The organism is Nocardia sp. NPDC051030, from assembly GCF_040683015.1.
In the GTDB taxonomy this organism is placed as follows: Bacteria; Actinomycetota; Actinomycetes; order Mycobacteriales; family Mycobacteriaceae; genus Nocardia.
Genome location: NZ_JBFBCD010000007.1, coordinates 42,294 through 65,742 on the forward strand (window position 1 = coordinate 42,294; position 23,449 = coordinate 65,742).

22 protein-coding genes are annotated in these 23,449 nt (G+C 65.8%); 9 read left to right on the top strand and 13 right to left on the bottom strand.

The genetic code is table 11. The features are described 5' to 3' along the window. Positions 1-132 precede the first annotated feature (132 nt). The 7 genes from AB0N05_RS23805 to AB0N05_RS23835 all read right to left on the bottom strand — a co-directional run bounded on the left by AB0N05_RS23805 (position 133) and on the right by AB0N05_RS23835 (position 6,733). Positions 133-1,164 carry a zinc-binding dehydrogenase gene (locus AB0N05_RS23805; protein WP_364698016.1) on the bottom strand — a complete coding sequence of 344 codons (1,032 nt, stop codon included), beginning with the start codon at positions 1,162-1,164 and terminating at the stop codon, positions 133-135. 2 nt (positions 1,165-1,166) lie between these two features. After that, entirely contained in the window at positions 1,167-2,381 is a 1,215-nt protein-coding gene (locus AB0N05_RS23810; RefSeq protein WP_364698018.1) for an LLM class flavin-dependent oxidoreductase, read from the bottom strand. A 120-nt stretch (positions 2,382-2,501) separates the two neighbouring features. After that, a complete protein-coding gene (locus AB0N05_RS23815) occupies positions 2,502-3,380 on the bottom strand; it encodes a VOC family protein (protein ID WP_364698020.1) in 879 nt (292 codons plus the stop codon). Between the two features lie 37 nt (positions 3,381-3,417). Next, a complete protein-coding gene (locus AB0N05_RS23820; protein ID WP_364698022.1) occupies positions 3,418-4,566 on the bottom strand; it encodes a ferredoxin--NADP reductase in 1,149 nt (382 codons plus the stop codon). A 140-nt stretch (positions 4,567-4,706) separates the two neighbouring features. Next, positions 4,707-4,964, bottom strand: a complete 258-nt coding sequence (locus AB0N05_RS23825) for a hypothetical protein (RefSeq protein WP_364698024.1) — start codon at positions 4,962-4,964, stop codon at positions 4,707-4,709. 11 nt (positions 4,965-4,975) lie between these two features. Further along, on the bottom strand, positions 4,976-6,136 hold the full coding sequence (locus tag AB0N05_RS23830; RefSeq protein ID WP_364698026.1) for a Rieske 2Fe-2S domain-containing protein: 1,161 nt from the start codon (positions 6,134-6,136) through the stop codon (positions 4,976-4,978). A gap of 84 nt (positions 6,137-6,220) precedes the next feature. Then, positions 6,221-6,733 (bottom strand): flavin reductase family protein, encoded by a 513-nt coding sequence (locus AB0N05_RS23835; protein ID WP_364698028.1) that lies wholly within the window; start codon positions 6,731-6,733, stop codon positions 6,221-6,223. Positions 6,734-6,967: 234 nt separating this feature from the next. On the opposite strand from AB0N05_RS23835, the gene AB0N05_RS23840 reads away from it, so the two are divergent. Both AB0N05_RS23840 and AB0N05_RS23845 read left to right on the top strand, forming a co-directional pair. Then, on the top strand, positions 6,968-7,801 hold the full coding sequence (locus tag AB0N05_RS23840; protein WP_364698030.1) for an IclR family transcriptional regulator: 834 nt from the start codon (positions 6,968-6,970) through the stop codon (positions 7,799-7,801). 57 nt (positions 7,802-7,858) lie between these two features. Next, a complete protein-coding gene (locus AB0N05_RS23845; RefSeq protein ID WP_364698032.1) occupies positions 7,859-8,506 on the top strand; it encodes a PadR family transcriptional regulator in 648 nt (215 codons plus the stop codon). A 4-nt stretch (positions 8,507-8,510) separates the two neighbouring features. Here AB0N05_RS23845 and AB0N05_RS23850 read toward each other — a convergent pair whose 3' ends face one another. Further along, on the bottom strand, positions 8,511-9,107 hold the full coding sequence (locus tag AB0N05_RS23850) for a TetR/AcrR family transcriptional regulator (protein ID WP_364698034.1): 597 nt from the start codon (positions 9,105-9,107) through the stop codon (positions 8,511-8,513). Positions 9,108-9,173: 66 nt separating this feature from the next. Between AB0N05_RS23850 and AB0N05_RS23855 the strand changes: the two genes are divergently transcribed. From AB0N05_RS23855 to AB0N05_RS23880, 6 genes are all read left to right on the top strand, one after another. Continuing rightward, a complete protein-coding gene (locus AB0N05_RS23855; RefSeq protein WP_364698036.1) occupies positions 9,174-9,647 on the top strand; it encodes a DUF6463 family protein in 474 nt (157 codons plus the stop codon). A gap of 130 nt (positions 9,648-9,777) precedes the next feature. Next, positions 9,778-11,490: an MFS transporter gene (locus AB0N05_RS23860; RefSeq protein ID WP_364698038.1), complete on the top strand. Its 1,713-nt coding sequence runs from the start codon at positions 9,778-9,780 to the stop codon at positions 11,488-11,490. 179 nt (positions 11,491-11,669) lie between these two features. Then, positions 11,670-12,893 carry a bifunctional 3,4-dihydroxy-2-butanone-4-phosphate synthase/GTP cyclohydrolase II gene (locus AB0N05_RS23865; RefSeq protein ID WP_364698040.1) on the top strand — a complete coding sequence of 408 codons (1,224 nt, stop codon included), beginning with the start codon at positions 11,670-11,672 and terminating at the stop codon, positions 12,891-12,893. An 80-nt stretch (positions 12,894-12,973) separates the two neighbouring features. Continuing rightward, positions 12,974-13,885, top strand: a complete 912-nt coding sequence (locus tag AB0N05_RS23870) for an alpha/beta hydrolase (RefSeq protein ID WP_364698042.1) — start codon at positions 12,974-12,976, stop codon at positions 13,883-13,885. An 85-nt stretch (positions 13,886-13,970) separates the two neighbouring features. Further along, the gene (locus tag AB0N05_RS23875) at positions 13,971-14,117 is read left to right on the top strand and encodes a hypothetical protein (RefSeq protein WP_364698044.1); all 147 of its coding nucleotides are present in this window, start codon (positions 13,971-13,973) and stop codon (positions 14,115-14,117) included. Positions 14,118-14,121: 4 nt separating this feature from the next. Beyond that, the gene (locus AB0N05_RS23880) at positions 14,122-15,243 is read left to right on the top strand and encodes a YeiH family protein (RefSeq protein WP_364698046.1); all 1,122 of its coding nucleotides are present in this window, start codon (positions 14,122-14,124) and stop codon (positions 15,241-15,243) included. A gap of 67 nt (positions 15,244-15,310) precedes the next feature. Here the strand turns inward: AB0N05_RS23880 and AB0N05_RS23885 are convergent, their stop codons facing one another. Beyond that, positions 15,311-15,739, bottom strand: coding sequence for an MmcQ/YjbR family DNA-binding protein (locus tag AB0N05_RS23885; protein ID WP_364698048.1), 429 nt, complete (start codon positions 15,737-15,739; stop codon positions 15,311-15,313). A 229-nt stretch (positions 15,740-15,968) separates the two neighbouring features. On the opposite strand from AB0N05_RS23885, the gene AB0N05_RS23890 reads away from it, so the two are divergent. Next, positions 15,969-18,293 (top strand): LuxR C-terminal-related transcriptional regulator, encoded by a 2,325-nt coding sequence (locus AB0N05_RS23890; RefSeq protein ID WP_364698050.1) that lies wholly within the window; start codon positions 15,969-15,971, stop codon positions 18,291-18,293. A gap of 16 nt (positions 18,294-18,309) precedes the next feature. On the opposite strand, the gene AB0N05_RS23895 is transcribed toward AB0N05_RS23890, so the two are convergent. The 4 genes from AB0N05_RS23895 to AB0N05_RS23910 all read right to left on the bottom strand — a co-directional run bounded on the left by AB0N05_RS23895 (position 18,310) and on the right by AB0N05_RS23910 (position 22,845). After that, a complete protein-coding gene (locus AB0N05_RS23895; protein ID WP_364698052.1) occupies positions 18,310-18,834 on the bottom strand; it encodes a DinB family protein in 525 nt (174 codons plus the stop codon). A gap of 138 nt (positions 18,835-18,972) precedes the next feature. After that, positions 18,973-19,827 carry an alpha/beta fold hydrolase gene (locus AB0N05_RS23900; RefSeq protein ID WP_364698054.1) on the bottom strand — a complete coding sequence of 285 codons (855 nt, stop codon included), beginning with the start codon at positions 19,825-19,827 and terminating at the stop codon, positions 18,973-18,975. Next, positions 19,828-20,991 (bottom strand): 3-hydroxy-9,10-secoandrosta-1,3,5(10)-triene-9,17-dione monooxygenase oxygenase subunit, encoded by a 1,164-nt coding sequence (hsaA, locus tag AB0N05_RS23905; protein WP_364698056.1) that lies wholly within the window; start codon positions 20,989-20,991, stop codon positions 19,828-19,830. A 120-nt stretch (positions 20,992-21,111) separates the two neighbouring features. After that, complete coding sequence (locus AB0N05_RS23910) at positions 21,112-22,845, bottom strand: alpha/beta hydrolase (RefSeq protein ID WP_364698058.1); 1,734 nt, start codon at positions 22,843-22,845, stop codon at positions 21,112-21,114. Positions 22,846-23,449: the final 604 nt, after the last annotated feature.

Genomic DNA, 23,449 nt, shown 5'->3' on the forward strand with positions numbered 1-23,449 from the left:
TCACAAACCCCCCCCCCAACCTCTCCCCGGGGGGGTCTTCTCCCCGGGGCCGCCGCCCCCCCCCCCCCCCCCCCACGCCGTTCCCCCACTTGGCAACGTCCGAGAACGAAGGTCCCTCCGAGCGGGGTGGTTCTACAGATTCGGGCGAACCAGGATCTGGATGTGGTCCTCCGGATTGCGCAGCGATTCGATCGCGCCCGCCACCCCGTCCAGACCGACCTCGTCGGTGATGAGGGACGCCGCGTCGATGGTGCCTTCGGCAATGCGACCCAGGGTTTTCGCGTATTCCTCGTGCGGATAGACCATGCACATCTGCAGGGAGATGTCCTTATAGATGCCGACGATCGGGCGGATGACGTCATCGGTCATGACCGCGCCGATCTGGAGGATGGCCGTCTCACGCGGGACCTTGTACATGAGGTCATTGAGCAGGCCGGGCACCGAGGCGCACACCCAGACGTGGAGTTTCTGGCCGGGCGAGGCGAGTTCGCGCCACACCTCGACCGGATCCTCGGTGGCCGGATCGACCACGCGATGCGCGCCCAGCCGCAGTGCCGCCGCACGCCGCAGCTTGGACGGATCAGAGGCCACGATCGGCGTGACACCTCGTTCGGCCAGGGCCGCCACCGCACCCAAACCGACGGGGCCGCAACCGATGACGATGCCGGTGCCTTCGGGTCCGATGCCGGTGCGGGCCACATTGCCGAAGCCGACCGCGAGCGGTTCGGTCATGGCCGCCACGTGCGGCGGCACGTGCTCGGGAATGGGTTCCAGAGCCATGGCCTGCAGGACCATGCGCTCGCCGTACCCGCCGGGAAAGTCATTGGAGTAGCCGACGCCGTGAATGCCACCGGCGGTGTCGATGGCCCACGGCAGCGCGACGACGTTCTGCCCCTCCACGAATGGCGTATCCGGTCCCGCGCCGATGACGCGGGCGGCCAGTTCGTGTCCCATGACCAGATCCCGGTGTGGGTCGAACATGAAGGTCGGGATGCCGCTGTCGCGGGAGGCCTGGAGGAATTCGTCGGTGTAGTCCAGGGCCTGCTTATCGGACCCGCAGACGCCGCAGGCGATGGTTTCCACCAGCACCTGACCGGGGCCGGGCACGGGTTCGGGAACCTCGTCGACAATGAGCTTCCGATTGCGCATGACTACCGCGCGCATGACTACTGTCCTTCCGTATCGGGCGTCAGAGCGGCCTGCAGGGCCTGGCCGTGGCGTTCGAAGGCGGCTTCCACGCCCGCGCGCATACCGGACATGAGCCGGTCGCTATTGGCATTGGCCCAGTTCAGGGAGGCGACGCGATTGCGGTTCGCCCCGGTGAAGTGCGGAATGACGTGTTCGGCGAACAGCTTGGCCGAGCGCTGGTTGGCTTCGGGGTCGGCGACATTGAGCGACAGCATGAGGAAGGTGCCGAAGCCGCCGGACTGTGCGGCGAGCGCCTCGATGGTGGCGATGGCATCGTCCGGCGTGCCGATGGTGGCGCGGCCGAAGGCGGGGAAGCCGGGGCCGGTCCACTGTTCGACGGAGGCGGCGGCCGAGGCGTCGTCCCACGGCAGTTCCATACCGGAGAGCTGCTTGATGTACTCGGTGAGATGCCCGATGCCCCATTCGGCTTCGCGTCGCGCCTGTTCCCGCGTCTCGGCGATGTGCATGGGTGCGACGAGCCGCCACTTCGAGCGGTCGACGGTGAACCCGTTGTCGCCCATGGTCTTCTCGTAGACCTTCCAGTTGGGCAGCAGCGCGTCATACCCGCTCGGATCGGAGGCGGCCAGGGACAGCAGGCCCGCACCGTGCTTTCCGGCCAGCACCGCACCCGAGGGCGAAATGGTCGATGCCACAGCCATTTCCAGCCCGCCCCGCTGGTAGGGCAGCAGCTGCAATCGGGCCTCATTGAGCTCGAACCAGTCCGTCTTGGCGCTGACCACGTCGCCGCGCAGCAGCTGGGCGAGCACCTCCATGGACTCGTGCATCATGTCGCGCTGCCGCGGCTGCGGCACACCCATCATGGAGGCGTCCGAGGCCAGCTGCCCCGGGCCGATGCCCATCATGACGCGACCCTTGGTCAGGTGGTCGAGCAGGCAGAGCCGGTCGGCCAGCATCATGGGCTGGTGGTAAGGCAGCGAATTCACGCCGGTGCCCAGGCGGATCTGCCGGGTGCGTTCGGCCGCGGCGGCCAGGAATACCTCCGGGGCGGAGATGATTTCCATTCCGGCGGAATGGTGTTCGCCGACCCACGCCTCGGCATAGCCGAGTTCGTCCGCCAGTTCCACCAGTCGCAGATCGCGCTGGATCTGGAGGGTGGGGTTACCGGTGAGCGGGTGGTACGGCGCGATGAAGAAGCCGAACCGGGTGGGTCCGGAGACGGTGGGCTGATTCAATTTTCGGCGCTCCTTTGCGGGGATATTCAGTTGTGCTCCGAAAATGCCGCGCACCCACCGGGGCTCTGGCGGGTACGCGACGGCCCGCGTCCCGGGGACGGCGGGCCTAGTCCGTGGTGATCAGCCTCGGGCCCATTCGTGACCCCAGTAGCTGTCGGCGGTCATCTCCTCGGCGACGTAGTCGTCGCCGACCAGCATTCCCTCGCAACCGAATTCGAGATCCCAGCCGCCGGGAGTGCGGACGTAGAAGGAGATCATCTTGTCGTTGGTGTGGCGGCCCAGCGTCGAGGACAGGTGGTAGCCCGCCTTATTGACGCGGTCCAGGGTGCGGCCGACCTCGTCGAGGGTGTCGACCTCGACCATGATGTGCACGATGCCCGGGCCGTCCGGACGCGAGCCCGGAATCAGGGCGAGGCTGTGGTGGCGGGGGTTCACGCCCATGAAGCGGATCCAGATCGGGTGCTCGGGCGGTCCGACGCGGAAGGAGCCGCGGGACGCGAACCCCAGGACCTCCGTGTAGAACAGCCGCGCCTCTTCGATATCGCGCACCGGCAGCACCACGTGGCCCAGGCCGAGATTGCCGTTCACGAATCGTGCGCCGTGCCTGGTGAGGATCGGGCTGTGGTCGAGCAGCGGGCCGTGGAACACCTCGATCGTGAAGCCGGACGGGTCGACGAAGCTGATCGCCTCCTCGACATGCCGGTTCGCGGCCTCGGCGAGGGAGAGCGTGGCGACGGCGACGCCCGCCTTCTCCAGGGTCTCCCGGACCAGGCCGAGCGAGCGGCTGTCGGCGACCTGCCAGCCGACCGCGATCACCTCGTCGCGTTCGCCGGGCACCAGTTCGAGCCGGTAGGTGTGCTCATCGGTGCGCAGGTAGATCGAGTCCGGGTGGGGGCCGGAGCCTTCGGCGAAACCGATGGTGTCGAAGGCGAACTTACGCCAGGCATCCACATCGGCGATGCGGGCGCGGACGTAGCCGAGGGAGCTGAAAGCAGCCATGATTTGTACTCCTCGTAGCAATCAGACGGTGTTCTATTTACGAGTAGGTGACGGAGACGTCGTCCGTCACCGGAACCGCTTGGCAGGCCAGCACATAGCCGTCTTGCAGGTCGGCGTCTTCGAGAACTTCATTGCGCCGCATGGACACTTCGCCGGAGACCACCCGGCAGACGCAGGCGCTGCACGCGCCTTCCCGGCACGAGTAGGGCGCTTCGAGGCCCTTGGCGAGTAGTACATCCAGGAGGGACTGCTGCCGCGGCCAGGTGACCTCGTGGTTCTCCCCATCGAGTTCGACCTGGACCGTGGCATTGTCACCGGCCGCGACCGCCGCCTCCATATCGACTGCGGCGGTGTCGGTCTCGAACGGATTGCCGGACAGGGACACGAACTTCTCGCTGTGTACCCGCTTTCGATCCGCACCCAGCGAAGTCATGGCGGCGCTGACCGCATCCATGAACGGGCCGGGTCCACAGGTGAAGACCTCACGCGAGGCCCACGGCTTGGCCAGTGCGGCAAGCTGTTCGACGCTCGGCAGCCCCTGCACCGACTGCAACCAGTGCAGTACAAGCAGCCGATCCGGGTACGCCGCCGCCAATTCCGCCAATTCCCGAGCGAAGATGACCGCGTTCTCATGCTGGTTGGCGTAGATCAGGGTGACGTGCCCGGAGCCCTCCGCCAGCGCGGCCTTGAGGATCGACAGCACCGGCGTGATGCCGCTGCCAGCACCGAACAGCAGCAGATCGTCGTCCAGCGAGGCCGGAGTGAACAGCCCGGCGGGCGGCAATACATCGAGAGCCATGCCCTCGACCGCGTTGTCGCACAGCCAGTTCGAGCCGTATCCCGCCACGGTCCGCTTGATGGTGACCTTCAACGGCCCACCCTCATGCGGCGCACTGGACAGCGAATAGCACCGGCTCACCGACCCGGTCAGCTCACTCGGAATGCGCAGGGTGAGGAACTGGCCCGGCTTGTACCCGAACCGATCGGCATGCGCCGCATCCGGAGCCAGCTCGAGCGATACCGCATCCTCCGTCTCGCGCAGCACGCGCACGACCCGCACCGACGCGATGCCGCCCGCTTGCTGAGCGGTCTCCAGCGCCACCTCGGCCCCGAGCTGCGCGACGTCGGCCGCGGCGGGCTGCGATGCGAGCCGCGCCTGGCCGGGCTCGAACTCTGTCACCGTCATCCGATCCACCAGTTCCATTCCTGTGCTGTCAATGTCGTTCCGGCCTCGCAAGGCACCCAGTCCTTCCGGCATGTTCTCGGCCGGAATCCATCGCAACCCCTTGGGCCGCTGCGGGTTCCGGCCAAAGCACCCCGGAAGGGTCAGGACGCCAGGGTCCGGCCGCGCGTGGTCACGTCCACATCTCGTGTGCTGACACTCAATGCGCCCGCCTCCACCGCCGCGTCGATGCTGGCGCGCAGCGCCTGGCAGGTGTGCGAGGTGCGCGAGCGCAGCCCCGCGGCCGGGAGTTCCGTGCAGGCCGCCACGGCGGTCTTGTTCCACTGCACGCTGGTGTGCTGGGGGCTGAACTTCTCCACCAGTACGCAGGTCCCGCAGGACCGGCACGAAACCTCTTCCATGGCTGTGCCTTTCAGGCGTTCGCGTCGGCTTCGGCGCGCTTGGCGAGGTTGTCGGCGACTTCCTGCTCCCAGGCGGCGACGGCGCGGGTGGTGTCCACCTCGAACTCGAAGCGGGTGGTCATCTCCTCGGTGACGTCCGCGGTATTCGTGTAGAACTGCTCGTACCAGCGACGCAGCTGGTAGACCGGCCCGTCCTCCTCGCACAGCAGCGGATTGTTGATGCGCGACTTGCGCTTCCAGATATTGGCGTCCTGTTCGAAGCCCTTGCCGAGTCCGCCGACGAACTTCTGGGCGATCTCCGCGGCCTGCTCGGGCGGGACGCCCGCGGGCTTCTTGGCGATCGCGCCGTACTGCAGCACGAACTGGTTCTCATTGATCGGGTAGTGGCAGTTGATCAGGTAGCCCTCGACCGTGAGCCCCGGGCTCTCGCTCTTGAGGTAGTCGATCATGTAGGAGGGCCCGTAGTAGGACGCCTCGGATTCCAGAACGTTCTTGCCGCCCAACGCTTTCGCGGTTTCACCCATCATGTCCTCGCGGGAGATGGAGGTCATGAACTGGCTGGCGGTGTGGCCCTCGAAGACGTTCTTGAAGAAGGTCGGGAAGCCGTAGTGCACGTAGAAGAAGTGCGCCATGTCCACGACATTGTCGACGACCTCGCGGCAGTTGGCGTCGACGATCATGGAGTTCCAGGTCCAGTCGGTCCACTCGTCGTCGAATGCCGCGTCGATGCGCGGGATGGCGAGTTCGGCGGGCGGCTGCTTGTTCTCCGGGTCGTGCCAGACGAAGAGTTGCCGGTTCTCCTCCATGGTCGGCCAGGCCTTGGTCCGGGCCAGTGGCGGCACGCGGCGCGCGTACGGGATGCCGGTGCATTTGCCCTTGCCGTTCCAGCGCCAGTCGTGGAACGGGCAGGCCAGCGAATCGCCCTTGACGGTGCCGTCGGCCAGATTGCCGCCCATGTGCGGGCAGTAGGCATTGAGCACGTTCAGGCTGCCGTCCTCGGCCGCGAACACCACGATCTCGGTGCCGAATGCCTTGATGGCGTGCGGCTTTCCGTCGCGGAAGGAGTCGGCCAGGCCCAGGCAGTGCCAGCCGCGCGCGAATCGAGCCGGCGGGGCGGCCGCATCGATGACTCGCACCTCACTCGAGGTCGCGGCACCGTCCGTGGTGGTCATGTGAATTCCTCTCCCTTGCTTGCTTCGATGGTCGCGGCCGATGTGACGCCGATGACAATGGCAATCCCACTGGCCGGGAGGTTGCTACTGATGTGCGAGACGTCCGAACGCCGCGCGGTAGAAGAGCAGCGGGGCGGCCTCGGAATGCTCATTGAGGCCGGTCACCCGGGCGATGACAATGGTGTGGTCGCCGCCGTCGACCTCGTCGTGGAGTTCGCAGTCGATGGAGGCCATGGAGCCGGTGAGCAGTGGCGAACCGTTCTCGGATTCGGACCAGCCGATGCCCGCGAACTTGTCCGCGCCCGGGCGGCCGAGCTGACGGCAGATATCGGTCTGGTGGTCGGCCAGGATGTTCACGCAGAACCGTCCGGCCGCACGGATTTTCGGCCAGGTGCTCGAGGTCTTGGCGGGGAAGAAGCTCACCAGCGGCGGGTCGATGGACAGCGAGGCGAACGACTGGCAGGCGAAGCCGACGGGTTCGCCGTCGTCAAGGGCCGTAATCACAGTGACTCCGGAGCAGAACCTGCCCAGCACGGTCTTGAAAGCTGCCGGATCGATCTCACGGGATGCTGCGTCCGCCTCCAGCACCGGTTCCACGGCGCCTCCTTTATTTCGGTTCGAAATAGGCCTGACCGTCATAACAGCAGGTCGCAGCCGGGAGGCGTCAATATCGGGGTTCGGTCACCGAGACACGGATCCGTAGAACCTACGTAGTTCTCCCGATTCCCCCGCGTGTGGCGCAGGGCACTGTGATGGGTAACACAAGCTCCGATTCAGGCACATGCCTAATCGGTATATCCCTAGACTGGATATGAACCAACGGAGGTACATATGACCGTCGCCCTGCTGCCCCCGGCGGAGACTCGGCCTACTCACAACCCCCTGCGCGCCAAGGAATCCCGGCCCGCGGCCGAAGTCCCAGTCTCGATGATCGAGCGAATGACGCTCATCCTGGACGCTTTCGACGCCTCCACCCCCACCCTCACACTGCTCGGCCTGGTCGAGCGCACCGGGCTGCCGCGGTCCACCGTGCACCGGATCCTCGACCAGATGATCAAGCTCCGCTGGCTGGCGCACACCTCCGGCGGCTACCGGCTCGGCATGCGCGCGCTGGAGCTCGGCGGACTCACCGCGGACCACAATGAGATTCGCGATGCCGTGAGCCCGCTGCTGCACGAACTGAGCCAGCGCACCGGCATGGTCGGCCACCTGGCCGTCCTCGATGGCCGCGATGTGGTCTACCTGGACAAGGCCGGTGGCCGGTTCGCCAGCAGCCTGCCCACCCGCCTGGGTGGCCGGATGCCCGCGCACGCAACGGGTGTCGGCAAGGCCATGCTCGCCTGTCTCGAGCCGAATATCGCCGAGGCCGCGCTGCGCAATCGCCTGCCCCGGCTGACCCCGCGCACCATCTGCGAGCCCGAGGCGCTGGCCCGCGAGCTCCAACAGATCCGCCTGCGCCAGGGTGTGGCCATCGACCGCGAGGAGGCCGTCGTCGGAATCGCCTGTGTCGCAGCGCCGCTGCGGGGACGCGGCACCGCGCCCGCCGCACTCTCGCTGTCCGGCCGCGCCGACGGCATGAGCTATGACCGGCTGGCCCGCGTCGTGCTCGAGGTCGCGCACGAGGCCGGGCGCACCCTGTTCCCGCGTCGCGCGCACTGGCGCTGATCGAAGCGAACAACCGGTAGTGAGGGGAGCGAATAATTGGCGTCGAGCGGAGCCGACATGCGAGGGCTATACAGTTCCATGATGACCGATGGCGGCGTGCGCCCTGCTCAGGGCGACGAGCAAGCAGTTCCGGATCTGCCCACCACCGCGTGGGCGGTGCTCGGAATGCTCTCGCACGCAGAGGAACTCTCCGGCTACGACCTGAAGAAGTGGGCGGACTGGAGCCTGCAATTCTTCTATTGGAGCCCGTCGTTCAGCCAGATCTACGCCGAACTCAAACGGCTGGAGAAACACGGCTACGCGGTCTCGCGCACCGTGGTCTCGGAGGACGGCATGCGCGGCAAGCGCATGTACGCCATTACCGAGAGCGGGCGGGAAGCGGCCTCGCACTGGGTGAACCACTCCCCCGTCGAACCGCCGGTGCTCAAACACAGTGTGATGCTGCGGGCCTGGCTCGGGCATCTCGCCGAACCCGATCGCATGCGCGAAATCCTCGGACAGCACATCGAGTACGCGGAACGCATGCGCAAGCTGGCCGAGGTGGATGCCGAGGGTTCCGAAGCCAACCCGGAGTGGGCCTACCCCAGCGCCGTACTGCGCTGGTGCGTCAAGCATTACGAGGCCGAGAAGGAATTCGCCGAGGATCTCCTGGCCGACCTCGACAAACTCGCGAGGAAGCGCGGCCGCCGCAAGTCGTCCAAGTGACCGGCTAGCGTGCCGATCTCAGCAGGCCCGCCGCGATGATATCGACGAGCCGGTCGATCTGCGCCTCGTCGACGGGCAGGCGGAATCCGTAGAGCGCGTAGAAGATCGGGCCCGCCAGCAGAAGCACAACCGTCACGTCATCAGGGCTGTCGGCGTCCAGCTCACCGCGCGCACGCGCCTGGTCGAGCAGCTGGGCGATGTACTCGCGTTCCATGGCGAACGAGCTCTGCTGCCATCGGGGCCCCAGCTCCGGATCCTTGCCGAGTTCGGCCAGGAGTGCCGGAATGACATCCATGGCGAGCGGATTGCTCATGGCGGCGTGAATCGTCCGGACCATCTCGCCCAGATCGCCACGCAGCGAACCGGTATCGGGTACGGGCGGCACCTCCCGATCGTGAACGACCGCGGCGAAGGCCATTTCGGCCTTGGAGCCGAACCGGCGGTAGATGGCGGCCTTGCCGACGCCCGCCCGCTGCGCCACCGCGTTCACGGTGAGCGCCGCGTAGCCGTGCTCGGCAAGTAGCTCTCGCGTAGCCGTCGTCACGGTGTGATCGATTCGAGTCTCCCTGGGACGGCCCGGCCCTTGTCCGCTGGTAGTCATGGGCCCATAATACGGAACCAGAGTATCGAAACTGCGGTACCGTAATTCTGGGTTCAAGGAGTCACCATGTCCGCCACTGCCACCGAGGCCGATCGACTGGCCAGCGCAACCGCCGGAAAACTCACCATCTGGGCCGGACGACTACTGATCGCCATCGGCGTGCTGCACATCGTGGCCTTCGTCCTGTTCACACATGACAGCTGGTCCGGTTGGGCCACAGGCGAATTGCACTCGGGCGATCCCGACAAGGATTTCGATCTCGCGGTATCGACCTGGCGTTTCTGGGCGCTGCCGGGCGGTTTCGCCGTTCCGCTGATCGTGCTCGGCGCACTCATGGTGCGGACGGTGCGCAATGGCCGAATTGCGCCCGCCTACGCAGGCTGGAGTCTCGGCGCGTGGGTGCTGCTCAATTCCTACCTGCTGTTCCCGTCGGGCTTCCTGCTCGGATTCATCCCGGTCGGATTGCTGATCGCCGCCGATCGAATCAATCGCAAGGCCGCGCTCGGCAACCGAACTCCCACGGTAAGCGAAACAGCTTAGCCAGCAAAAAGCTGTCTACGAGCAGTTTTTCGAGAATTCCCACTGAACGGAATGGTCCATAGGCGGCGGCCCCGGGCTGTGACACGGTTCACGCCATCGTGTTACCTACCCATCCTGGAGGACGCAAAACATGTCCACCTCCGTCGATACCGCGGTGCCACCCGGCACCACGCCTGACGAATCCGGTCGCCTCGATGGCGCATCGAAGCTGAGGATCTTCTCGGTCCTCGCCATCATCGTGCTGTTCACCGAGGTCTCCCCGATGCAGTACGTCATGGTCTCGGCGGCGCTGCGGCAGATCGCGCCGACCTTCCCCGATCAAGGCGCCAATATCAACTGGGCCATCATTATTTTCGGCGTCGTCGGCGCCGCGGTGTCCCCATTGATCGGCAAGCTCAGTGACATCTACGGCAAGAAGCGGATGTTCCTGGTCTGCGGCGTGCTGTTCATGCTGGGCTGCGTCATCTGCGCGGTCACCAGCAATTGGATGCTGTTCCTGATCGGCCGCGGCCTGCAAGCCACGGCCATCGCGACCACGGTCATCTCCTACGGCCTCATCCGAGACCTGATGCCGCGCAAGCTCGTTCCGATCGGCCTCGGCATCGCGGCCACCGGCCTCGGCGTGTCGGCGCTGGCCGGACCGCTCATCGGGGGCTATGTCACCGAGCACTACAGCTGGCGGGCACTGTTCTGGTTCCTGTTCGTCTTCACGGTGATCATGATTCCGCTGCTGATCCTCGTGGTGCCGGAGTCCAAGCTGCGCACCCCGCAGCGCCTGGACATTGTCGGCGCGGGCCTGCTCGGTGCGGGCGCGACACTGGTCCTGATCTACCTGGACAAGGGCCAGGACTGGGGTTGGAGCAAGCCCACCACGCTGGCCTGGCTGATCGTCGGCCTGGCGTTGCTGGTGCTGTTCCCGCTCGTGGAGAAGCGCGCCAGCAATCCGATCATGGATATGAAGCTGCTGTTCAATCCGAAGGTGAGCGTGCTGCTGTTCGTCTCGCTGCTGGCCTCCTTCATGATCGGCTATCAGTCCTACGCAACGGGTTACATGACCCAGTCGCCGCCGTCCGCCGAGGTCGTCTCGCAGGTCAAGGACGCGACCTGGACTCAGGTGAAGGCCGGGGCCATGGCGCAGGCCGAAGCGCAGGCGAAGGCTTCGCTGCCGCCGGGCGTGGAACTTCCGCCGGGCGCGGTGCCCGAGGAGATGGTGTACTCGCAGCTGCCGCCGGACATGGTGAAGGTGGAACTGAATCCGGGCTACTCCTACGGTGACGGCTTCACCCTGTTGAAGTTCGCCACGCATGTCACGCTCGCACAGTCGCTCATCGCCATGTTGTTCGGTTTCCTTGGCGGCCTGTGGATTCGACGTTCCGGGGCACGCCTGCCGCTGGTGACCGCGCTGGTCATCTTCGTCGGTAGTGCGCTCGCCTACGCCGCGCTGTCGCACGGGTGGCAGACGCAGGCATTGATCAGTGCGGTGTTCGGTATCGCCTTCGCGCTGTATTACGCGGCCACGCCGAACCTCATCGTCGAGGCGGTGCCCGCGAGACAGCAGGGCATCAGCGCGGGCATGCTCGGCGTCATGCAGGCCATGGGTGCGGCCATCGGCCTCGCGGTCGCCACCGCGTTCCTGAATGCCAATCCGGTGAAGGCCGAGATCACGGTCATGGGTACGCCCACCGTCATCAAGGACATCCCCTTGGTCTACGCGGACAAGGGCTATGAGGTCAGCTTCTACTTCATCGCCGGTGCGGCGCTCATCGCACTCGTCGGCGCGGTGATCATGAGGCATGGCAGGACCGGGGCCACCGGCGGCGAGGCGCACGCCTCGCACAACTGAATCCGCTTGACTGAATAGATCGACGGCCCGAAGGCGATTGCCTCCGGGCCGTCGCCTGTCTCCGGGTAGTTGCCGTATTCCTGACCGGTGAGCGAGACCCCACCTCGTTGTTTCGCGGCTCACATATTTCTATTAGTCATATGGCCGACAATCGTGCGGCCCGGAGGAGGTGGTCGACGATGACCGGTGAACTCGACACGATCGCGACCGCGGTGGCCGCCATCGCGACCGGCGGCATGGTGCTCGTGGTGGACGACGAGGACCGCGAGAACGAAGGCGATCTGGTGCTGGCCGCCGAGAAGGCGACTCCGGAGAACATCGGCTTCATGGTGCGCTGGACCAGCGGCGTGGTGTGCGTGCCCATGGCGGGCGAGGACCTCGACCGGCTGCAACTGCCGCCCATGACCACCGTGAACCAGGATCCCAAGGGCACCGCCTATACGGTGTCGGTGGACGCGATTTCCGGTGTGAGCACCGGCATTTCGGCTGCTGACCGGGCGCACACCATGCGACTGCTGGCCGATCCGCGCACCACCGCCGATGAGCTGTCCCGGCCCGGGCACGTCTTCCCGCTGCGCGCGCATCCGCGCGGCGTCCTCGGCCGCGAAGGCCACACAGAGGCGTCGGTCGACCTGGCCCGGCTGGCCGGATTGCGGCCTGCCGCGGTGATCGCCGAGGTCGTCAATGACGACGGCTCCATGGCGCGACTGCCCGAACTTCTGATCATGGCCCGTGCGCACGATATTCCGATCGTCTCCATCGCCGATCTGGTCGAATATCGAAAGCGACTGGAGCACACCATCTCCCGCGTGGTCGAAACCCAGCTGCCCACCCGCTTCGGCACCTTCCGGGTCTTCGGCTACAGCGATGACACCGCCGAACACCTGGCCCTCGTGTACGGAAACCCCACCGGCGCAGACGTTCTCATTCGCATCCACTCCGAATGCCTGACCGGCGACGCTTTCGGCTCGCTGCGCTGTGACTGCGGCGAACAACTCGACGCGGCAATGGGCGCCGTGGCCAGCGAAGGCAGCGGCATCATCGTCTACCTGCGCGGCCAGGAAGGGCGGGGCATCGGCCTGCTGAATAAGCTTCGCGCCTACGAACTTCAGGACGAGGGCGCGGACACCGTGGACGCCAATGTCAAGCTAGGCCTCCCCATCGATGCGCGCAGCTACGGATCCGCCGCGCAGATCCTCGCCGACCTGGGCATCACCTCGGTCCGGCTGCTGAGCAACAACCCCGCCAAGCAATCCGGTCTGGAAGCGCACGGCATCACCGTGGAGTCCCGAATCCCCTTGCAAACCCAGCCCACCGAGCACAATGTCCACTACCTGCGGACCAAGCGCGACCGTATGAGCCACGCCCTCGAGGAGATCGACATCGCGGTCGGTTTCCGCTGAGGAGGTTTGTCGGCATAACGACTCCGGACACCGTGGCGGCGGTACTGTCGCGGGTGAATACGGAGTCGTAGGAGGAGAGTGTGCCGAGCTTCGTCAGTCGGATCGTGCCGGTCTATCTGCGGATTGCCCGGGCCAATCGGCCCTTCATCAGCACCGAGGGCGCGCGCAGGCATATTCGGGAGCGCACGCTTCGCCCACAGCCGTATGGGCCGCCACGGCGCTTGCGGGCCGATGTCGCGGTGACGGTGGACCACGATCGGGGCTGGCCGATCTATACGCTCACTCCCCGGACGGGGCAGCCGCACGGGAATGTCGTGTACGCGCACGGCGGCGGGTGGGTCAATGAGATCCAGCCGCAGCATTGGGCTTTGGCGGCCGAGATCGCGGTCCGGGCGGGCACCACCGTGACCGTGCCGATCTATCCGCTGATTCCGTTCGGCAGCGCCGATGTGGTCATTCCGGCATTCGCGGATCTGGTGCTGGCCAATCGAATTCAGTACGGCGAGGTCTGCCTGGCCGGTGACTCCGCCGGTGGGCAGATCGCCTTGTCCACGGCCGTGGTGCTTCGCGACGAGCATCAGGTGACCCTGCCCCGCACGATCCTCATCTCCCCCGCGCTCGATCTCTCGCTGAGCAATCCCGAGATCCCGGTCGTCCTGCCCACCGATCCCTGGCTGGGCCACGACGGCGGCCTGGTTCTCGGCGAGCACTGGCGCGGCCCGCTCCCGATCTCCGATCCCCGGGTCAGCCCGCTGTTCGCCGAGATGGCGAATCTCGGCCCGCTCACTCTCTTCTGCGGCACCCGCGACATTCTGTGGCCGGACGCCCGGCTCCTCGTGGACAAGGCGCGCGGCGCGGGCGTCGAGGTCGACTTTCACGAAGCCACCGACCTGGTACACGTCTATCCGCTGACTCCGACCTCCGAAGGCCGTGCCGCCCAAGCCGAGATGATCGCGCAGTTGAAGACCGCTCTGGAGACCGTTCGCCGCTGATCGAATCACCGCGATTCGAATACTGGCCGGGCGCGCCACGATCCCGGATAGTCCGGGGCCTCACTTGGAGTTCGTGGAGGCAGTGGTGAATATTTCGACGCCGGAGCAATCCGGCAATGCGTCGTGGCTGGGGCGGGCCGCCGGGCTCGGGGCCGACTGGTGGTCGGTGATCGTGACCGGCGTGGTCGTGCTGCTGGCCGTGTTCGATGCGCTGCCGAAGATTCCGTGGTGACGTGATGACTGCTGTGACCGCTACGACCGTTGTCGAAGACGAGTTCGCCGAAGAGGCCGCGCCGCGCAATCCGCTCGCGTATGTGCCGGGGATTCTGCTGCTGATCGCGATCGGGGTGCTCGGGAAGTACTCCCAGATCTGGTGGAAAGACCTTGCCAAGCACCAGCATTGGACCGTGCCCGATATCGAGTACGTGCTATGGGCGATCCTGATCGGGCTCTTGATCACCAATACGATCGGTCTGCACAGGATCTTCCGGCCCGGGGTCGGGACCTATGAGTTCTGGTTGAAGATCGGCATTGTCGCGCTCGGTTCGCGATTCGTGCTGGGGGATGTCGCCAAGTTGGGTGGCACCAGCTTCATTCAGATCATTGTGGATATGACCATCGCGGGAGCCATCATCCTGACGGTGGCGAAGTGGCTCGGGCTGTCCGGGAAGCTGGGATCGCTGCTCGCGGTGGGCACTTCGATCTGTGGCGTGTCGGCGATCATTGCCAGCAAGGGTGCGATCCGGGCGAAGAATTCCGAGGTCAGTTACGCCATTGCCGCGATTCTGGCGCTGGGTGCGGTCGCACTGTTCGCGCTGCCGCCGCTGGGACACGCAATGGGGTTGAGCGACCATGAGTTCGGGCTGTGGGCTGGGCTGGCGGTGGACAACACCGCGGAAACGACCGCGACCGGATACCTGTACTCCGATGCCGCGGGCAAGACGGCCGTGCTGGTGAAGGCGACCCGTAATGCGTTGATCGGCTTCGTCGTTCTGGGGTTCGCCGCGTACTGGGCTTCGCGCGGCGAGGCCGACAGCATCGCACCGGGTGTGAAGGCCAAGGCCGCGTTCGTGTGGTCGAAGTTCCCGAAGTTCGTGCTCGGCTTCCTCGCGGTGTCGGCGATCGCTACGGCGGGCTGGTTCACCAAGGGGCAGAGCGCGAATCTGGCCAATCTGTCGAAGTGGGCGTTCCTGCTGACCTTCGCCGGTGTCGGGCTGAATACGAATATTCGCGAGATCGCCCGCACGGGTTGGCGTCCGCTGGTGGTCGCGGTGGTCGGCCTGCTGGTGGTGTCGGTGGTATCGCTCGGGCTGGTGCTGTTCACCTCGCGGGTGCTGCACTGGGGTGTGCCGGGCTGAGTTGCGCCGCTGTTTCTTTCGAGGGCCTCCGGGGTTGTCTTCCCCGGGGGCCTTCGGCGTTCGAGGGTCAGTCCGCCTGCGGATGGTCGGCGAGCCACTGCCGAGCCCGAGTCGCGGAGGCGCGGGAGAGCCAGGCGTCCTGGATGACCTCCGCGAGTTCGGCGACGGTGATCTCGTTCAGGCGGGAAGCGCGAATCAGCACCGAGAGGTGACCGTCGAAGTGCGGCGTGGTGAAGAACGGGGAGTCCGGGTCCTGGGTGAGCGCGAGCTTGTCGGACTCCGACGGCACCCAGAAGACGATGACATCCGGATACCGTTCGCCGGTATCCGGATCGAAGGCGTCGGGGCGCGGCGTGCGGAAGAAGATGAACGACTTCCTGCCCACCTGGTAGACCGGATTCTCCGTCGTCGCGCCGTATTCGACGGTCACATGCGGCATGGCGAGGGCGAGTTCGTGGACATCGGCGATACGGGCCCGGCGCGTTCTGCTCGGCACCCCGATGATTCTAGGCGAGCCGGGGCAACCGGAGGGCGATCGAGCTACCTGCGAGTAATAGTTCAACTGCATGATCGGCTCGGACATATCGGTCAGCGGGTTGCCGTGCGCCCAGCTCGTTTGATAGGCACCCTGTGCCGCCGCTTACACCGGTCCCACCCACAGTCACACGCTGGGTTTATGGCCCGGCGCTGGCTTGGAGCGTGACCGATCGCATAGGTTGGTGCGCATGGCGCGGCGTGTCAACGGAAACCTCGGCGAGGAGGTCACCAGCTTCATCGGCCGCCGCGACGAGTTGGCAACCGCGAAGCGACTGCTGCCCACCACCCGGGTGCTGACCCTGCTCGGGCCGGGCGGCATGGGCAAGACCCGACTCTCGCGGCAGATCGGGCAATTGGTGTCGCGGGCCTTCCCGGACGGCGTCTGGTTCGTCGAATTGGCCGATCTCCAGGACCCCAATCTGGTGACGCTCAGCGTCGCCGAAGCGCTCAATCTGCGCGACGAGTCGAGTGCGCCGCTGCCCCGGCTCACCGAGTTCCTCGCGGACAAGCGACTGCTGCTCATCCTCGACAACTGCGAGCACCTCATCGAGGAGTGCGCGACGCTGGTCGGGCGGATCATCGCGACCACGCCGGACGTACGGGTGCTGGCCACCAGCCGCGAAGTGCTGGGCATCCCCGGCGAACAGGTGATGCCGGTGCCGCCGCTGGAGTTGCCGGACACCGACTCCGGAGACAGCGACGCGTTGCAACTGTTCATCGAACGCGCCACTGCCGCCAACCCGGGATTCACCGTGACCACGGCCAATCGGGCTGTCCTGACGGAGATCTGCCGACGGCTCGAAGGCATGCCCCTCGCACTCGAACTGGCGGCGCTACGGCTGCGCATGTTCACGCCCGAACAGATTCTCGACCGGCTCGACGACACCATGGGCCTGCTCAGTGCCGGGCCGCGCACCGCGCCGCAGCGGCAGCAGACCATCGAGGGCGCGATCCGCTGGAGTTACGACCTGTGCACGCCCGCGGAACAGCGGATGTGGGAACAGCTTTCGGTATTCGCGGGCGGTTTCGACATCGATGCCGCCGAAGCCGTGTGCGAGCTCGGAGCGGGCACACCCAAGCGAAACCGCGTCGCGCTCATGGACGCACTCACCGGGCTGGTCGACAAGTCGGTCGTCATGCTGCGCTTCGACGGTGATGTGGCGCGCTATTCGATGCTGGAACCGATCCGCCAGTTCGCCGGAGACCGGCTCGACGAACAAGGTGCGGAGCAGGCGACCCGGGCGCGGCATCGCCTGCACTACCGGCGCTTGGCCATGCGGGGGCAGACCGCCTATTGGACCGCCGACGATGTGGCCTGGTTCCGTGAATTGATCCGCGAACACGCGAATCTGCGTGCGGCACTGCGCTCCGGGCTCGACGACGAACCCCTCGAAACCATGGCGACGGTGACGGTGCTGCGGCCGTTCTGGGAGCACAACCGGTTCCTGTCCGAGGGCTACGGCTGGCTCAATGAGGTGCTGGCCCGCAATCCCGAACCGACGCACGAGCGCGCGAAAGCGCTGTCGTCCGCAGCCTCGCTGGCGGCGCTGCTGGGTGACCGGGAATCGGCGCACCGGCTGGTGGATGCCTGCCTGGAATTGGCTGCGGCACTGGATGATCGCGACATCATGGCCGAGGTGACGCTGGATCGGTCGCTGCTGGCCTTCGCCGACGGCGACCGGGAACGCTCCATGGAACTGGGCCGCGCCTCCATCGCCATCGCGGCCGAGAACGGCCAGCACGCCATCGAAATGGATTCCCACGCCTTCTCCTTCATGTGCGCGATGGTGATCGAAGCCCCCGGCCGCACCGAGCTGGCCCAGCGCTTCCTGGAGATCACCACCGAGAACGGCTCCCATCTCATGGGCGGCCTGGCGCTGTGGACGGTCGGCATCGACCACTGGCGGCGCGGAGAAATCGATGCCGCCGCCGAATACCACGGCCGCGCAATCGAACAGCTCGCCCTCTTCGAACGCTGCGTCTGGCTCTCTTCGGCCTTCGAGGGCCTGGCCTGGACCGTCTCCTCCCGCGGCGACTACGACCGCGCCGCTCGCTTGCTGGGGGCTTCGGAAAGCCTGCAACGCAGCACCATTCGCCTAGCGCACACCATCACTATCGCCGTGGGCGACAAGGAACGCCTCAAAGTCCGTGATGCCCTGGGCGAAGACGCCTACCGAGCCGCCTACGGCGCAGGCGCGAACCTCCCCCTCGACGAGGCCATCAACTACGCACTGGGCCGCACTCCCGCCCGGCCCGAAGCGGACTCGGAGCCGGTCACTCCCACACGTGCCCCACGGAAATCCGCGACCGCCGCCTCGGAAACCAACGTCCTCACCCGACGCGAAAAAGACGTCGCCCGCCTGGTAGCAGCGGGCCACAGCAATAAACGCATAGCCGCCGACCTGGTGATCTCCATCCGAACCGCCGAAACCCACGTCGAGCACATCCTCACCAAACTCGGCTTCACCTCCCGCACCCAAGTAGCCGCCTGGGCCCACGAACACGACCTCTGAACGGCGTCCGCCGAACCTATTGGTAGCCGGTTATGCCGTCGAGGCATTCGCGGAGTAGGTCGGCGTGGCCGTCGTGGCGGGCGTATTCCTCGATCATGTGGAGGTAGATCCAGCGGAGGGAGATGTCCTTGCCGCTGCGGGGGTGGAGGACGGTGTGGTCCAGGGACAAAGCCGCAATCGCCTTGTCGCAGAGGGCGATTTCCTCGTGGTAGCGGGCGAAGTCGGCTTCGGCGACGGACGGATCGGTGTCGTCGAAGTCGCCGTCTTGGTTGGATTCGGAGGAGTAGACGTACTCGACCGGCTCGGCTGCCGCGCGCATGCGGAACCAGCCGCGTTCCACCTCGGTCATATGCCGGATGAGGCCCAGTAGCGACATGCTGGAGGGTTCGACGCTGCGCGCTGCGAGTTGAGAACCGTTGAGTCCCTGGCATTTCCAGAGCAGGATTGCGCGATTTCGGTCGAGCAGGGACTGGAGCATCGCGCGCTCGTCGCCGACCAGGAGTTGCTGTGTGCGTTCAATTTCCGGTGCCGTCCACGTCATGCCTTCGACTGTAGGCACCGGTTCCACTGATGCGAAGAGGTTTTCGAACCTCGCACCCCGACACGCCAAAGCACCCGCCCCGGGACCTCGCGGTGCGAGAACTCGGGACGGGTGCGAATGCCGGTATTACAAGCCGTACTACAGGCCGTGGTTCAGGAAGTCGATCACGGACCGCTCGAAAGCGTCCTTGCGCTCCACCTGCACCCAGTGCCCGCAGCGCGAGAAGATGCGTAGATCCGCATTGGGCAGCTGCCGCGCGGGGAACAGCGAGCCCTCTACCGGGGTGACCCGATCATCGCGGCCGTGCAGCAGCAGCGTCTGATTCCGCAATCCGCGCAGCCGCGCCCACAAGGGCATCGGCTCGGCCATTTTCGGGTTGTAGAAGGTGGCGTAGGCATCGCGCAGTGCCGCGATATTGCCCGGATCCGATGCGGTGCGCAGCCGCTGCTCCACCAATTCCTCGGTGAGCACCGCCTGATCGAAGACCATGGTCTTCAACCACGCCACCACATTCTCCTGGGTGGGTTCGGCATTGAACTTCATCAGTGCGTTGATGCCCTCGGACGGCTCCGGCCCGAGAATATTCACGCCGACCCCGCCGGCCGCCATCAGTACGAGGCGATCCACCCGCCCCGGGTGGTCCAGCGCCGTCATGGCCGCCACCCCGCCGCCCATGGAATTGCCGAGCAGATGCGCCTTTTCGATGCCGAGCTCATCGAGCAGACCGATCACCGCGTCGGAGGCGATCCGCAGATAGTTGCGCTCGTACACCTCCGGCCGTCCACTCGCGCCGAACCCGGGCTGATCCAGCACCAGACAGCGGAAGTGCTGCGAGAGCGCGTCCAGGTTATTGCCGAAGTTCGCCCAGCCGGATACGCCCGCGCCGGAACCGTGCAACAGCACCAGCGGCGCACCCGAACCGGCTTCGTGATAGCGAAGCTTGTGTCCGTCGACGGTGACCCAGCGGGTGGTGTTCTCGGCGGTGAGAGTCATCTACAGCATCCGATCCGTGACTTCGAGACCCATTGCGCCCTTACCGAACATGGCCAGCGCGCGCTCCACATCATTGATGGCGTGCACGCTACCGGCGTGCGCGTCCCGCCAGTGCCGTTCGATCGGGTTCGGCTTGCGAATGGAGTGCCCGCCGGAGTTCTTGAACAGCAGATCGATTGCCTCCAAGGCACGTTCGGTGCCGCGCACCTGATCGCGCCGGGCCCGCAGCCGGATCTCGAACGGAATCTCTTCGCCCGCTTCGGCATAGCGCAGCTGCTCGTTGGTATTGCGCTCCATCTGAAGGATGGCGGCGTCGATCTCGCTGGCGGCCCGCGCGATTCGCACATGCGCGAACGGATCGTCGGCCACCTTCTGCCCGCCGTAGGACAGCCGCACGCGTTCCCGCTGCCGCTCGAGATGCGACTCGTACGCGCCCTCGGCCGCACCGATGATGGGCGCGGTGATGGTGTTGGAGAACACGCTGCCGAACGAAATCTTGTACAGCGGAGCGGTATTCACCTCCTGCCCCGGACCCACCAGGTTCGCCTGATCGGCGGCGCTGTAGGTGCGGTAAAACGGGACGAACGCCTTCTCGATGACAATGTCATTGGATCCGGTGCCGGACAGTCCGGACACGTTCCACACATCCTCGATGCGGTAGTCGGTGCGCGGCACCAGCACGGTGTAGTAGTCCATGCCGCCGTTCTCGTTCGGCGTAAGCGCGCCCAGGAACACCCACTGCGCGTGATCACAACCGGAGGAGAAGCTCCAGCGACCGGAGATCTCGTAACCGCCGTCGACCACCTTCAGCTTCCCCGTCGGCGCGTACGACGACGACACCAGCGTGTCCGGGTTCTGGCTCCACACGTCCTGCTGTGCGCGATCGTCGAACAGCGCGAGCTGCCAGGGGTGCGCACCCAGCACCGAGGTCACCCACGCCGTCGACGGGCAGGCCGTCGCGACCGCACGCACCACCGCATAGAAGTCGACCGGCGACTCCTCCGCCCCGCCGTACCGAGCCGGCTGCAACATCCGAAACACACCGGCTTCGATCAGCTCGGCAATGCTGGCGTCGGGCACCCGCCGCTGCTCTTCGGCCTCCACCGCCCGTTCCCGGATCGCGGGCAGCAGATCCCGAACCCGATCGAGCACCTTGTTAGTCATGCGGGTGTTTCCTCCTCGTGCAGTGGTCCTGCACTCGACGCTATGGGCCACGGGCCCCGCCGACCCGGAAAAGTCCCGGTCAACGGAATCCACAACCATCAGCGCGGCACCCGCCCGGCGCTATTTGTGCGCGTACTCCCAGTCGATGTCCTCGTCCAAGGCCAGCCGGATGCGCTGCGCGAGTTCCGGATTCCACTCCGGCGGCTGAGCGATGGCAGCCCACCCATCCAGGACGAGCGTGCCGTAGCGGTGACCATGCCCGGAAGGCACCTTCTGGGCGTGCGCGAGGTCCGCGCTGATCTGCCAGAAGGTGACGATCGGCCACCACCGGATGGACTTGGAGACATCGCGGCCGCGCGGTTCCTTCAGCCAGTCGGGCTGGGTGAACAGCAGGTCCGGTGACCACCAGACGATTGGGTCGGAAGCATGCTGGAGATAGGCGACGCGCGGCGTAACCCAAGGGCGCGCAGGCTTGTCCAGATCATCCGCGACGCCCGCGAAGCGAACGATCAGCCCGTCGGCATAGACCGGCAGCACCTCCGGAGTCCCCGGATCCCGCCGCTGCTCGATCTGACTCCAGATCCGATTGGAGTTCGGCGGCCCCACCCACAGCACGCCGTCGACCAGACTGCGAATGTCATCGAGCCCGGTGAACGCCCCCTCCGACCCCTGCGACCCCAAACTCTCGCCATAAACCAGCAGCTTTGGCCGCTGCTCCGGCGGCAAGGCAGCCCACCGCTCGTGCACGGCATGCACGACGGTCTTCCCGGACTCGGTCGCTTTCTCCTTGTCGGACAGGAACGACAGCACGCTCGGCAAGTAGGAGTACTGCGTAGCCGCGATGGCCGTGTCCCCGCCGTAGAGATATTCCAAGGCCGCCGCAGTCGTCGAATCCACCCACCCGGTGCCGGTGGTGGTGACCACCACGACGACCTTGCGCTCCCACGCACGCGTGCGATCCAGTTCGGCCACAACCAGATTCGCGACATCCTCCGGCGTCTTCGCCGACTCCAGCCCGGCATAAACCCGAATCGGCTCGCGCGCAGGCTTACCCGTCACCTTCGCGATCCGCTCGGCGCTGGGCGCATAGGAAACGAACCAGCGCCCCTCCGACCCCAAGGTATTCCACGGTGCCAGCGAATCCGGACTCCCCGACCGCTCCGGCAAAGTCGGTGGCAAGGCATCCGTCGACGTATGCCCATTCCGCAGACTGAACGCCGAATTAGCCACGGAGAAAACCACTTTCACCAGCACACCCTGGAACAACAGCACACACAGCACCGCTACCACGGCAACCGCCCCTGGAAACGCGATAGCCCGCGGAATCCGAAAATCAATACTCAATACCCCACTGATCCGCCGCACCGCCCACCGCAACCCGCGATACACCGCGATCACAAACGCCAATGTCCCGGCAGCCACCAACTCAGCCCGCAAATACCCGGGAGTGGTAGTCGGCTCCATCCCCATCAACACCTGCAAATCCCGCTGCCACCGAGCCGACCGCGCCAACACCACAGCCGCCCCGACAACAACCCCAACCATGATCACAACCTTGCTGATCTCCCGCACCCGATCCGAAGGCCGCAACAACTGGCTGATCACCCCGGCCTCCTCCGGCAACCGAGGCAACACCCACTTCCGAACCGCCCAACCCAGCACACACCCCACGCCATACCCAATAGCCGCACTGATCCCACTGACCAGCCCCTGAAACAGCCAAGTTCTGGGCAACAGCGAAGGCGACACCGACCAGGCAAAAAAGATCGCCGCGACCAGCACCCCCGGATAGTTCGGCCGAACAGCCCGCTCCGCCGCCCGCCCCAACTCCCACACCCGCGCCAAGATCGTCATGCCCCCGAGTCTCATGCCCCTCCTCCAACGAGTGTTCAACCATGCAGGCGACACGCCGTGTATGGCCTGCATGGTTGAACACTCGTTGAGATTTGGGCGGTAAGACTTGCACGGCTCGGCCTTCGGCCATCGCTGTCATTAACCGCACCGGTCAAAACCAGCGTCTCGGGGAGCTCGTGTCCGAAGCGCACGGCAGTACGGATATCGCGTGGTCGCCTCGCCTGCCGTACCCGACGTTGGCTCCCCCGTTGGGTGCCGTCCTCTCTCGTCCCAGCCTGGCTGGATGGCTGTGGTCCCGTTCCGGGACCAACCACCAAAGACAAAACACGAAAAGACAAGAGATTCAAGACAAAAGACAAAGACGCCTGGACAAGAAGAGACAAAACAAGAGATACAAGACAAGAACAAACCCCAACGAGCAGCCGTGAAGGCCTCCAAGGCCCCGCCGCTGCGCGCCTCGGAGGTAGAACACGTTCAGGAGGGACATGAGGCTGGGGTAAACGGACAAAACCCCGGCTCATGTCCCCTCTCGATGAACGAGCCACCCGACACGCCGCAACACACCGACGCCCGCCCCCGGCCCGTGCGCGTTCATGCCCGATTC